The following is a 12,712-nucleotide window of genomic DNA, read 5'->3' on the forward strand; positions in this document are numbered from 1 at the left end:
TTTGCCTATTTTACCACAGGCATTTTTGTTTAGTCGTGACAGATTCGTGAAAGGGAAACGAAAAGGATCCCCTCCAATGAAGAAGGGGATCAGCTGGCTTATAGCTTCGTTAATATAATCGGTTCGTCTTTTGTGATGACAATGGTATGTTCAATCTGTGCGACAAGGCTTTTGTCTGGTGTTTTAAAGGTCCAGCCGTCATCAGCTTGATAAATCGATTCAGCATTTGTTGATATAAAAGGTTCGAAGGCGATCACGGTGCCATTCTTAAACAAAGCATTATCGAATGGATCATAATAGTTCAAAATATGGTTAGGTGCTTCATGCAGATTTTTCCCAATACCATGTCCTGTCAGGTTTTTAATGACAGTAAATCCTTGTTCTTTTGCTGTATTGTAGACCGCACGGCCAATTTGGTTTTGTCTTTTACCGGCTTTTGCATGCTTTAATCCTTCAAGGAATGCATCCTCTGCACACTGGCATAATGCTTCAAGACGAGCATCACCTGTACCTAATACGAATGAAATACCGGTATCGGAATAATAGCCGTCCAGCTCTGCTGAGATATCAATATTGATGAGGTCGCCCTCTTGTAAAATGGTTTTTTCACTTGGAATACCGTGAGCAACTTCATCGTTCACGCTGATACAAGTCGTCCCAGGGAAGTCATATTCCTTTTCGGGTGCTGAATTCGCCCCATGTTCTTCTAATATTTTTTTCCCAATCAAATCTAGTTCTTTTGTAGACATGCCTGGTTTCGCTTGGCTTTTCATTTCTTCTCTTGCCAAAGCGACAATTCGGCCGACTTTTTTTAAGGCTTCTAACTCATGATCATGTTTGACAATCACTGTTCATTCCCGCTTTCTATAACTTCATTCTATTCAATAGCTTACCACATTTTACGCAAAAAGAGTAAAGAGCGGAATTCAAATGAATGTGGACAAATTGGTATAGATAACTAGACGTGCATATGATATATTTTTTATGAGCATCATGGACGTTTAGTCATGATGATGACAAAGGGGGAGAAGGCAAATGGTGTTTCAGTTTTTTCAAAAGCTAGGCAAATCTTTTATGCTTCCAATCGCTGTACTTCCAGCAGCAGGGATTATTTTGGCTATTGGGCGGGAGGATGTATTCGATATCCCGTTTATTCATGCGGCTGGAAATGCCATTTTTGCAAACTTGGCTTTAATTTTTGCAATGGGGATAGCGATCGGCATTGCAAAGGATGGTAACGGGGCAGCGGCATTATCAGGTGCAATCTCTTATTTTATTTTATCAGCTGGTACAACGTCGATTAATTCAACGAACAATATGGGGGTATTGGGCGGTATTTTATGCGGGCTATTGGCAGGTTATGTGTACAATCGCTTCAAGGATACGAAGCTGCCCGAATACTTAGGTTTCTTTAGCGGAAGACGGCTTGTGCCGATTATGACCGCACTTTTCACCATTTTATTAGCAGCCGTTTTCGGATTTGTATGGCCTCCGATTCAAAGCGGGATCAATGGTTTAGGAGAATGGATTTTAAGTCTTGGTGCAACGGGTGCAGGGCTGTTTGGTTTCTTTAACCGCTTGCTCATTCCATTAGGGCTTCATCATGTGCTGAATAACTTATTTTGGTTTCAATTCGGGGAATTCAGCGGGGCAACAGGAGATCTAGCGCGATTCTTTAAAGGAGATCCAAGCGCGGGTGTCTTTATGACTGGTTTCTTCCCAGTGATGATGTTCGGTCTGCCAGCGGCATGTTTAGCCATGATTGTGACCGCAAAGCCTGAAAAGCGAAAAGCAACGGCTGGCCTGATGATTGGGATGGCGCTTACGTCATTTATTACAGGGATCACTGAACCAATTGAATTTTCATTTATGTTTTTATCTCCACTCCTATATGGTGTCCATGCTGTACTAACGGGTCTTTCGCTCTTTATTGTGAACATTCTCGGGATTCATAGCGGCTTCGCTTTTTCAGCAGGAGCGATTGATTACGTTTTAAGCTTTGGCATTGCACAAAAACCACTCATGCTGCTTGGGGTTGGGGTGCTTTATGGCATTGTGTACTTTGTCGTTTTCTATTTCCTCATTAAACTGTTAAAGCTCAAAACACCGGGTAGAGAAGATGAGGACATTGAAGATATTGCAGCCGATGATACGAAGACGGCAGGTGCGAGTATACTTTTAGAGGGACTTGGCGGCAAAGACAATATCACCGCCATTGATCATTGTGCCACCCGCCTGCGTTTAACAGTAGAAGATACACATTTATTAAATGAAGGCACATTGAAAAAAGCAGGTGCCAAAGGTGTATTGACTTCAGGGAAAACCTCCGTACAAATCATCATTGGAACGAATGTAGAATTTGTCGCAGATGATCTTCGCAAGGAAGTCGATCGAGATTAAAAAAAGCGTTCAGCCAGGTCAAATCGGCTGAACGTTTTTTTGTTTGCGCTGTTCGATGACGAGCACAATACTGATCACAACAAGTAAAAACCAAGAACTGATTTTCCCAAGATGGACGAGAGACCAAGCGTGCTGTTGATTTGGATATTGCCATGCCCCTAAAAAGGTGGTGACATTTTCGGCAATCCAAATAAAGAAACCAATCAGCAAGAAAGAGACGACAAGCGGCATTCGGAAGGTAGAAGAGCCAACCTGAAACGAGACGGACGTTTTTCGAAATACGACAACAAGCAGTAATGTCAGCCACCACCTGACATCATAGAGCCAGTGATGCGTAAAAAAATTGAGATAAATACACAAGCTAATCCCAATTGAAAGAAACGGATGGGGCCATGAACTGACCTGCACGTGAAGCCGGGACAGTGCCTGATAAATATAGCTTGCTACACTCGCATACATAAACCCGCTATAGAGCGGAACCCCAAATACCTTCATATAAGCCTCTTCAGGATAGGACCAAGAACCCATATGAACTTTATACAATTCTAAGCCAATACCTATTATGTGAAATAGACAGATCACCTTCAATTCATTCAATGTCTCCAGCCGAAGCGTCAGCATGAGTATCTGGGCAAGAAGGCAAAGCAGTAGAATGAAATCATACCGGTGTAGAAAAGGAATCGACACTATCTTTGATAGGGCAAGCGCTGCAAAGATCATGACGGGGAATAGACACGACATCGCCTGTAAGTAAGCAAACTGGAATAATGTTTTCATACAAAATGAAACCTCTTTTCATTGTCTGAAATGACTAAGACGGATTTAGCAAGGGAAAAGTTACCTCAACTAGATATTCATGAACAATTTGTGAATACGTATGTGAAAAAGATCACAAATTAGTTTTAACATAGTATAATAAGATCATAAAGAAAATGTGAAGAAATTCACATAAATTAAAGGGAGGCATCATCATGTTTACGAAATTCTTACAAACGAATGTATGGGCAGCGGTTATCCTTTTGGCAGCAAGACTTTATATCGGTTGGACTTGGCTCACATCTGGTATAGGAAAACTAACAGGCGGATTCGATGCATCAGGATATTTACAATTTGCGATAGCTGAACCTGTTGTCAAAGATGGAAACCTTGTGTATCCGTTCTATGTATGGTTTTTAGAAAATGTCGCTTTGCCGAATGCTGGACTATTCAGTGCCATGGTCATGTGGGGAGAAATTTTAGTAGGTCTAGGATTAATTGTTGGATTATTCACAACAACTGCAGCCTTTTTCGGAAGCATGATGAATGTCTCTTTCTTACTAGCTGGTACCGTCTCTGTCAACCCGCTTCTTCTGCTCATTGCCATCGTCATCATGGCTGCGAAAGGAAATGCAGGCAAATTTGGACTTGATTATGTCGCAGGTCCCGTTTTGAAACGAACTATGAAAAGAAAGCCGCATTTAGAAGTGGCTTCATAATAAAGAAAAAGCATCCTCAGCTTCTGCTCAGGATGCTTTTTTTATTTAGGAATCAGCTTTCACCAGATTAATATGCAGGACGGTGAGCTTCTGCTGATTTATATCTGGGTCATGGCCGGCGATAAATTCCAGCACATAATCTCCAGTACGATACACGTATTTTTTCTCTTTTGTCTGTGGAATGGTGCTGACCGAATTGGCTTGTCCAAGTTGTTTCTTTAATAGGGAAGGGGTCATTCCGCCGATATTCGTTTCTTTTTCTACATTTGTACCGAAATAACGGATTTCGTCAATTTTGCCTTTTGCATCATAATGAAAAGCAAATCCCGGATTCCCCATTTCAGCATGATACAAATCAAAGCTGCTTTGACCTGTTTCTGGATATGGATTTCCTAGTTTATGATGGACATCCATCTTTGTTTGAACTCCAATTTTAAGACCTTTTGCATAATACGGCATTTGTCCTTTATGTGCCAGCTCATAAATGTTGTTTAGTGCGGTTTTCGGACCTTGAGGAATGGATTGTTCGACTGCTGTTTTGGTCATGGCGTGTGCTGAGACTGCAGGACTGAATCCAATGAGGCAGGACGTAGCGAGTGAAGCAGTCATGACAAAAGCGGTTGTTTTTTTCATCATAAATCCCTCCTTCTTCTTTCTATACCCGGTGCAATAGGGGTCAAACGTAAAAAGAACCAGCTGATCATGGATCGGCTGGTTCTTAAAATGAGAAAGTTATTTTGATGAAGTGCCGGATTTATCTTTGGCGGAAGAGGAATCTTCTTCATCCTGTACTTTCTTTGTATAGTCATATTGATTGCGGTCAATCGGTGTAAAGCCTTTAGGCTTGTAGAAACGGAGTAAATCTTCGGTGACGATCTTATCAGATGTCTCAAGCATCTTTTTCACCGTTTCATTTTCTTGTGATGCCTTATCAGTCGGCTCGATTTTCTCGCCTGTTTTGTTGCTGTAATAGTTATTGCCTACTTTTGTGTAATCCTTAGAGACGAAGTCACCATTTCTAAATGGCACTAGCTCCTTGAAATTTTTCGATAAGATATCAGAACCAGACATTAAATAGTTCTTCGTATCATCACCAAGCAGGTGCAGAAGGGTTGGTGCGACATCGACTTCACCAGAGTATTTATGAATCTGTCCGCCTTTTACGCCTGGTACATGAATAAAGAGCGGTACGCGCATGAGTTGCGCATTTTCATAATCTCCGATTTTTTGTCCTGTCACTTTTTCCATCGCTTCATTGTGGTTTTCAGAAATGCCGTAATGGTCTCCGTACATAATGACGACTGTATTGTCATAGAGTCCAGACTTTTTCAGGTCGTTGAAGAACTGTTCAATCGCTTCATCTAAATAATGAGCCGATTGGAAATAGTTATTGACGACAGAGTCTCCGAAGTCACCAGGTTCAAAATCGGTATCCCCTTCATCCATTCCAAATGGGAAATGGTTCGATAACGTAATAAATTTCGAATAAAACGGCTGCTTCAAGTTTTCAAGCATTGGCATAGATTCTTTGAAGAATGGTTTGTCTTTCAGCCCATAGTTCTTCGTATCTTGCTCGTTCATATCGTAATACTCAGAATCGTAAAATCTGTCATATCCAAACGACTTAAACATTTCATTACGGTTCCAGAAGGTTTTTGTATTGCCGTGGAACTCTGCTGACGTGTATTGATCCTTCTTCAAAATGCCAGGAAGTGCTTGATACGTGTTTTGCGCTTTGTTAATAAAAACAGAGCCTTGGGATAATGGGAAGAGCCCAGTATCCATCATAAATTCAGCATCAGACGTCTTTCCTTGTCCTGTTTGATGGAAGAAGTTATCAAAGTAAAACGTTTTGTTGTTGTGTGCCAATGAATTAAGGAATGGCGTTACTTCTTTTCCGTTTACTTTGTAATCAATGACAAAGTTTTGCAGAGATTCAAGAGAAATCGTAATCACGTTCATGCCTTTCGCTTTCCCGTAATAAGCCGGGTTAGGATCAGCGCTGTTCGCTTTTAAATAGTTCTCTACATCTGTCACGTCATTTGAATTTGCCAGAGCGCGCTGGCTGTTTGATTTCACATTTTGAATGGCATCAAACACAGTAAAGTTATAAGCACCTAAATATTTCACTAAATAATTGCGGTCAAATGATCTTGATAAAAGCTCTGGACGATCAATCTCTGCAGCGACTAAATTCATCACAAAGATGACAACAGAGGACACAAGGACGAGTCTAAACGATTTTGACTTTTGAACAGGTACAGTAGCTGTACTTGTTTGCTGCTTCTTTTTCATGCGGACTGCGAGTACGATCAAAATGATGGTATCCATAAAGTAAAACATATCAGTCCAACGCATGAGTGAAAATGCACTATCACCTAATTGTCCGCCATTCGTTCCTGCCTGCATCACGGTAGGCAGCGTGATAAAGTCATTGAAGAATCGATAGTACACGATGTTTGCGTATAGTAAAAAAGACATGAAAAAATGAATCACAATGATAGCGGCAGGCTGCCATTTTTTCTTGAACAATAAAGCAAAGCCAAGAAAGAACAAGCTGGAGCTAATAGGATTCACGAAAAGCAAAATATGCTGAAGCACATTTGATATACCAAGTTTAAATTCAATTAAATACGCTGAATACGTTTTGAGCCACAGTAAAATGACTGCAATAACAAAGAAGCCGAGGCCTCGTTTTTGAATAAATGTTTTCATAAAAACACTCCTTTTCTCCGATACACGGAAGAGGCGGAACGAAAGAAAACGAACCATTAGAATATACCATGAAATGATCAAATAGAAAAGTGATAACCGGCGAAGAGTGTCTAGCAGCTCGTCCGCGCAATAAAAGGGTGGAAAACGAAAATATTCGCTCTTCGAAAAACTTTTTATGAAATTCATCCTATTATTAACAGAAAATTCAGCCGTTTTCCAGTTGCTATATCAATAAAACAGGTAAAAAGGCACGAGTCTAAAGAATTAATTTGGTTTCTACAATGATGATTTAGAGTGTATTTCCAGTGTTTCTTAATGTTTATGCAGGTTAAGTAAAAAAAATGAGAAGAAGAATGGAGAAAGGGCATGGATGAAATTTCCTGATATAAGATATATCGATATATTTTTTTGTTTCATCAACATAATGGTTTTAATGTGTTTTGTAAGGGTTTTATTTATTTTGATGAATGAACAAATTATCTAAATATACTTAAGTGAACATTTCGAGACTATAAACTTTTGAAATGGGGTCGATATAGACTTTGACAGGAAATCTTCCATTGAAAGGATTGATAGTATATGACTGTACGAGCAAACAACCTCGTTCAGAACTGGTTTCCGAGTGAGGACGGAAATGCAGCAGAGCGTAAAGAACTCATCAAATTGATGGAGCAGATTGTTTCAGGAGTCGATCACCTGAAAGATCCGAACCGTGCACACCTAAAGGGTGAAAAGAATCGCGAGGAGGATTTTTACCAAAAGCTCACTGAAACAAGTCAAATTCCGGTGAACGGCCAACAAGCGGAACTTGTGAATGAAGAATTACTGAAGCTTTTACATAACCATCCTTATCACACAAAGTATTTCTTCACGAACATTTTGCCGATGGCAAGTACACCAGGAATTCTAGGCATGCTGACGGCGATGCTGGTAAATGGAAACAACCTATGGGATGTTTACGGACCAGCAGGAGCGGAAGCTGAGGTCAGAGTGGTCTCAATGATGTCTAAGCTCATCGGATATGATCCAAGTGTGAGCGGGGGATATACAACATGGGGAGGTCAAGGAGCCATTTTCTCAGGACTGCGTTTAGCGATTGCAAAAGCTGCGCCGGAGTCACTGCGAAAAGGTGTTCCACAAAACCTTTATGCGTTTTGTTCTGATGCGGCACATTACAGCTTATTTAAGTCAATGGAAGCAACAGGACTTGGCACAGACAACTTGATCAGAATTAAAACGAATAAAGATCATTCGATGGATATGGAAGATTTGCGTTGTCAAATGGAACGTGTTGCACAAAATGGCGGAATTCCCGTTTATATTGTCGCAACAACCGGAACAACAGATGCCATTGCAATTGATGATGTAAAAGGGGTACGTGAAACAGCGGAAGCCATTGCTGAGGAGTATGGTCTAAAGGTGCCGCATATTCATGCGGATTCAGCGCTCGGCGGATTCTTTGCTTTCTTTAATGAGTATGATCTAGCTGAAAACCCGCTGCAATTCTCAGACGGTGTTCTTCGTATGCTAAAAGAAATCAAAGCGAAATTCCAGCATCTTTCTCTTGCTGACACGATGTGCTTTGACTTTCAAAAGCTCGGCCAAACACCTTACACATCTAGTTTATTCTTAGTGAAAAACGCGGCAGACCTAAAGCGTTTAGATCTGGAAGAACAAGAGACACCATACGTTGGTCATAGAGGCTACGGCGAATACCATACAGGTTATACGCTGGAATGCTCAAGAATGGGAAGCTCGATCAGTATGCTGAGTGTGCTGTTAACGTTTGGAGTTGAAGGCTACCAGCGCTTGCTCGGTCAATTCTTAGAGGTGAACCTTGCCTTCAGAGAAGCACTCAGTCAAGAAATTCCGCAAGCAGAAGTCGTAAATGATGACAATGTCGGAATGGCTACATTATTTAGAATTTACCTAGACGGCTCACCGCGCTTTCAAGAAGAAATTTCAGGCGAAGCGACGGCAATGGAAATTGAGCGGAACAATGAATTGAACAAAATGCTGTTTGAAAAGCTTGGAGAAAAAAGAGACGAGATGTTCTTTGGTGATACAACGAAGTTTTTACTTGTAAATGCAAAAGAAGGACAAGAATTCTATCTAAGCGTTAGTAAGTTTTTTGTCATCTCACCTTATACGTTACCAGAGCATATCCCACATATCGTATCTTATTTAAAAGATGTGATCGCATCTGTTTGTGGACAATTTGAACATGTACATGCTTAAATCAAATCTGAGAGTGGAGATGTAGGAAAAAATGGCGAAACAAAGGAAATTTGGAGGATACACCATATCCTCTAAAATCATGTCAGTCGTTGTCGTAACATTACTCGCAACCGTTGCACTATTCGTTCTAACATTTTATCTAGTCAGCCAGGATTTATCATCCCAGTTATTAAAGCAATTTGATTATCGATTAACAACAGATGTTGATACAGCGAAGAAAGAGATCGATAATCTGGATGGGAACGTCCTTGGTATTAGCGGGAAAGATGACCCTCTTTATGTGGAGGTCAAAAAGAAATTCACAGAGCTTCAAAAAGATCATACGCTTGAGAACTTATACGTGCTATCTAATAAAGGCGGCAAAGAAAGAATTATTATATTAACCGGTGAAGAAAATGACTTTGATCAAGATTATGCCTTTTCAGATGAGATGAAACAAGCGCTCTCTGAAGATAAAATGGTCAAAAGTGATATTTATAAAGATTCATTTGGTACACATAAATCAGTCTTTTTGCCAATCAAGGATTCAGGCGGTGAACTGACAGGGATTTTAGGCATTGATTTAGATGCGTCTGTCGTGCCTCAAACAACGCAGAAGCTGATGATCTATATCACAGTGGCATCTGCTATTGTGCTCATCGGTGGATTACTCTTCTCATTCTTTATGGGAAGAAGAATTGCGAAACCAGCACGTTCCTTGATGGAATCAGCAAACCGAATTGCTGACGGTGATTTAACTGGTATGGTAGAGGTTGAAAGTAAAGACGAGATCGGCCAGCTTGCCGCATCCTTCCAAAAGATGCAGGGGCGGATCAAAGAGCTCATTTCGAAAATCTCACACTCATCTAGTGAAGTGTCAAAAATGTCTTCACAGCTTCGTACAGTGACGACCGAATCAAGTCAAAGTGCGCAGCAAGTATCAGAAGCTATGACGAATATGAGTGAAGGAATCAATGATTCTGTCGCAAATATTACGGATTGTACGACATCCGTTGCAGAGATCGATACTCAAATCGAAGGCGTCACAAAAGAAGTCGATGAAATGAAATCTGTTTCATCTGACGTACAAGAGCAGTCAGAATCTGGTCAAACATTAGTGAACCATGTGCTTGATCATCTGAATATGCTACATGATAAGATGACCAACTCAAAGCATGCAGCAGAAGAATTACAATCTCATTCAACGGAGATTGAAAGTGTCATCTCAATTATTACAGACATATCGGCCCAGACGAATCTGCTTGCACTGAATGCTTCAATTGAAGCGGCACGTGTTGGAGAAGAAGGAAAAGGCTTTGCTGTTGTGGCAGATGAGGTGCGCAAGTTAGCTGAGCAATCAGCGGATGCGGCTAAAACTGTTTCAGACCTCGTCATCGGCACACAGGAAAACAGTCAGCGCGTTCTTGAAAGCGTAGAGGAAAGCAGTAAAGCAGTGGAAGAGGGACGCGTACAAATGGAAGGCACGTCACAAAATTTCGCTTTGATTTACGACGGTGTGTCTCAATTTGCAACAAGAACGAACAATTTGCTTGCTTCTATTAAGCAAGTAGAACGAGCATATCAAACGATTTCTACATCGATTGAGCAAATTTCTGTTGTATCGGAAGAACACGCGGCTAGCTCTCAAGAAGTAGCGGCAGCAACAGAACAGCAAAGTGCTGGCATGCAGCAAATTTCAAGTGCGATTGAACAGCTCTCTGATATGTCAGAGGACTTAGCACATATGGTTTCTACTTTCAAAATCGACAATAAATAACGAGAAAGTGCTAAAATGATCTTGATTTTAGCCCTTTGTCTTATGTTCAGCGTAGCTGATGCTGACTCTTGTGAGAGAGTCAGCTTTTTTGCTATGCTTAATCAAATCGTTTCAGACGAAAGGAGAACGCCATGGATTTTGCGCAGAGATTATCAGAAGAACGGATCAAAAAAGCGATGGATAACGGGGCTTTTGAAGGATTATCTGGCTTTGGCAAACCTCTACCTAAAGATGACGCTGCTCATGTGCCTGAAGAACTAAGAATGGGCTACCGGATGATGAAAAATGCTGGCTTTGCTGGGGAAGAAACAGCACTGAAAAAAGAACTCATGACCGTCAAAGACCTACTTCACTCCAGTATAGACGGAGAGGAAAGAAAAAAGCTTTCTCTCATAAGTGAAGAAAAACAAAAACGACTGGATGAACTCACATCTAAGCGCCAAACTTTTGCTCGTCCAGCCTCCTCCTTTTATAAAAACAGGGTCTACGAAAAATTAGCGGAGCATAAAAAAAGATGATGACACGCAGCCTCTCCTGAGCACATTGAGGGGGCTTTTTTTATGAAAGCGCTACATTTTGTTATTGACTACATGTATATACAAATATAAAATAAGAATCAAACATGTATATACAAGTTTTTTGGTTCTTTTTTCTTATAAAAAACGATCTCGGAGGGGATAGCATGGCTGATTATCAGGCAGCAGCAGATCAGATTGTGAAAGCCATCGGCGGCAAAGAAAATATTGATCAAGCGACACATTGTGTGACAAGGCTGCGCTTTGTACTGAAGGATGAAGGAAAGGTTGATGAGAAAGCACTTGAACAAATAGAAGAAGTGAAGGGATCTTTCTCAGCGAACGGTCAATACCAAGTGGTGATCGGCCAAGGGGTCGTCAATCGGGTATATGCCGAAATGGTGAAACAGACAGGGATTGGCGAAGCCTCAAAAGAGGACGTGAAGCGCGCCTCTGATCAAAAATTAAATCCATTGCAGCGTGCTGTGAAAACGCTTGCGGATATTTTTATTCCCATTCTTCCTGCCATCGTCACAGCCGGTTTATTAATGGGGATTAATAATATTTTAACAGCTCCTGATATTTTCTTTGATCAAAAATCGATTGTCGATGTGTATCCGGCATGGGCTGATTTAGCGAATATGATCAACTTGATTGCAGGCACTGCCTTCACATTCCTGCCCGCATTAATCGGCTGGTCAGCCGTGAAGCGGTTTGGGGGAAATCCGCTTTTAGGGATGGTCCTTGGACTCATGCTCGTACACCCGGACTTATTAAATGCGTGGGGCTATGGAGCGGCTGAAAAGTCCGGTGAGATTCCAGTCTGGAATTTGTTTGGACTTGAAGTGCAAAAGGTAGGGTATCAAGGACAGGTTCTTCCGATACTCGTCGCCTCGTATTTACTAGCGAAGCTCGAATTGTTTATCACAAAACGGACACCTGAAAGCATTCAGCTATTAGTGGTTGCACCGATTACGTTATTAGTTATTGGCTTTTTATCCTTTATCGTCATTGGACCTATTACATTTGCAATCGGCAACGTGTTAACATCTGGACTTGTCGCTGTATTCCAGCAGTTCGCAGCACTTGGTGGTCTATTATACGGCGGTTTGTATGCGGCGTTAGTCATTACTGGAATGCATCATACGTTCCTCGCTGTTGATATTCAATTGATTAATTCAAAACTGCACGGCACGTTTCTATGGCCGATGCTCGCACTGTCTAATATTGCACAAGGATCAGCCGCACTTGCGATGATGTTTGTTTTGAAAGATGAAAAGCAAAAGGGTCTCTCGCTCACATCAAGTATTTCTGCTTACTTAGGAATTACCGAACCAGCGATGTTTGGCGTCAACTTGCGCTACCGATTCCCATTTATTTTCGCACTCATTAGCTCTGGTTTAGCTGGTATGTTTATCGCCTCTCAAGGGGTGCTGGCAAGCTCAGTTGGTGTTGGGGGCATTCCGGGAATCTTCTCTATTATTCCGAAATATTGGGGCGCATTTGCGATAGGGATGGTCATTGTCCTCATCGTCCCATTCATCGGAACCCTTTTGTATGCAAAGCTGAAAAAGAAGAAAGATGTTTCACAAGAACTTAACTAGTGGTGGTGG

Annotated in this window: 10 protein-coding genes; 6 read left to right on the top strand and 4 right to left on the bottom strand. The window is 41.3% G+C overall.

The genetic code is table 11. The annotated features are described in order from the left end of the window. Nucleotides 1-98: 98 nt before the first annotated feature. The gene (gene map / locus NSS78_RS03840) at nt 99-848 is read right to left on the bottom strand and encodes a type I methionyl aminopeptidase (RefSeq protein WP_003213886.1); all 750 of its coding nucleotides are present in this window, start codon (nt 846-848) and stop codon (nt 99-101) included. A 187-nt stretch (nt 849-1,035) separates the two neighbouring features. On the opposite strand from map, the gene nagE reads away from it, so the two are divergent. Further along, the gene (nagE, locus tag NSS78_RS03845) at nt 1,036-2,400 is read left to right on the top strand and encodes an N-acetylglucosamine-specific PTS transporter subunit IIBC (RefSeq protein WP_050944804.1); all 1,365 of its coding nucleotides are present in this window, start codon (nt 1,036-1,038) and stop codon (nt 2,398-2,400) included. Between the two features lie 18 nt (nt 2,401-2,418). On the opposite strand, the gene NSS78_RS03850 is transcribed toward nagE, so the two are convergent. Next, complete coding sequence (locus tag NSS78_RS03850) at nt 2,419-3,177, bottom strand: DUF817 domain-containing protein (protein WP_212046544.1); 759 nt, start codon at nt 3,175-3,177, stop codon at nt 2,419-2,421. Nucleotides 3,178-3,371: 194 nt separating this feature from the next. Here NSS78_RS03850 and NSS78_RS03855 point away from each other — a divergent pair, with 194 nt between their 5' ends. After that, complete coding sequence (locus NSS78_RS03855) at nt 3,372-3,875, top strand: DoxX family protein (protein ID WP_003214123.1); 504 nt, start codon at nt 3,372-3,374, stop codon at nt 3,873-3,875. 45 nt (nt 3,876-3,920) lie between these two features. On the opposite strand, the gene NSS78_RS03860 is transcribed toward NSS78_RS03855, so the two are convergent. Together NSS78_RS03860 and NSS78_RS03865 are read right to left on the bottom strand one after the other, a co-directional pair. Further along, nucleotides 3,921-4,508: a YjgB family protein gene (locus NSS78_RS03860; RefSeq protein ID WP_212046543.1), complete on the bottom strand. Its 588-nt coding sequence runs from the start codon at nt 4,506-4,508 to the stop codon at nt 3,921-3,923. Between the two features lie 99 nt (nt 4,509-4,607). Further along, nucleotides 4,608-6,590 (bottom strand): LTA synthase family protein, encoded by a 1,983-nt coding sequence (locus NSS78_RS03865; RefSeq protein ID WP_050944801.1) that lies wholly within the window; start codon nt 6,588-6,590, stop codon nt 4,608-4,610. A gap of 579 nt (nt 6,591-7,169) precedes the next feature. Here NSS78_RS03865 and NSS78_RS03870 point away from each other — a divergent pair. The 4 genes from NSS78_RS03870 (at nt 7,170) to treP (ending at nt 12,703) form a co-directional block, all read left to right on the top strand. Then, complete coding sequence (locus NSS78_RS03870) at nt 7,170-8,828, top strand: pyridoxal-dependent decarboxylase (RefSeq protein WP_106036319.1); 1,659 nt, start codon at nt 7,170-7,172, stop codon at nt 8,826-8,828. Nucleotides 8,829-8,859: 31 nt separating this feature from the next. Then, the gene (locus NSS78_RS03875) at nt 8,860-10,584 is read left to right on the top strand and encodes a methyl-accepting chemotaxis protein (protein ID WP_106033230.1); all 1,725 of its coding nucleotides are present in this window, start codon (nt 8,860-8,862) and stop codon (nt 10,582-10,584) included. A gap of 131 nt (nt 10,585-10,715) precedes the next feature. Next, entirely contained in the window at nt 10,716-11,102 is a 387-nt protein-coding gene (locus NSS78_RS03880) for a DUF1992 domain-containing protein (RefSeq protein ID WP_212046542.1), read from the top strand. A 164-nt stretch (nt 11,103-11,266) separates the two neighbouring features. Continuing rightward, nucleotides 11,267-12,703: a PTS system trehalose-specific EIIBC component gene (gene treP / locus NSS78_RS03885; protein WP_050944797.1), complete on the top strand. Its 1,437-nt coding sequence runs from the start codon at nt 11,267-11,269 to the stop codon at nt 12,701-12,703. Nucleotides 12,704-12,712: the final 9 nt, after the last annotated feature.

Source organism: Bacillus sp. FSL W8-0920 (genome assembly GCF_038593215.1).
GTDB classification, from domain to species: Bacteria; Bacillota; Bacilli; order Bacillales; family Bacillaceae; genus Bacillus; species Bacillus pumilus.

Bases quoted from the DNA above. Each gene is read 5' to 3' on its own strand.
- nagE (WP_050944804.1), top strand. From the start codon at position 1,036: ATGGTGTTTCAGTTTTTTCAAAAGCTAGGCAAATCTTTTATGCTTCCA.
- NSS78_RS03850 (WP_212046544.1), bottom strand. From the start codon at position 3,177: ATGAAAACATTATTCCAGTTTGCTTACTTACAGGCGATGTCGTGTCTA.
- NSS78_RS03855 (WP_003214123.1), top strand. From the start codon at position 3,372: ATGTTTACGAAATTCTTACAAACGAATGTATGGGCAGCGGTTATCCTT.
- NSS78_RS03860 (WP_212046543.1), bottom strand. From the start codon at position 4,508: ATGAAAAAAACAACCGCTTTTGTCATGACTGCTTCACTCGCTACGTCC.
- NSS78_RS03865 (WP_050944801.1), bottom strand. From the start codon at position 6,590: ATGAAAACATTTATTCAAAAACGAGGCCTCGGCTTCTTTGTTATTGCA.
- NSS78_RS03870 (WP_106036319.1), top strand. From the start codon at position 7,170: ATGACTGTACGAGCAAACAACCTCGTTCAGAACTGGTTTCCGAGTGAG.
- NSS78_RS03875 (WP_106033230.1), top strand. From the start codon at position 8,860: ATGGCGAAACAAAGGAAATTTGGAGGATACACCATATCCTCTAAAATC.
- NSS78_RS03880 (WP_212046542.1), top strand. From the start codon at position 10,716: ATGGATTTTGCGCAGAGATTATCAGAAGAACGGATCAAAAAAGCGATG.
- treP (WP_050944797.1), top strand. From the start codon at position 11,267: ATGGCTGATTATCAGGCAGCAGCAGATCAGATTGTGAAAGCCATCGGC.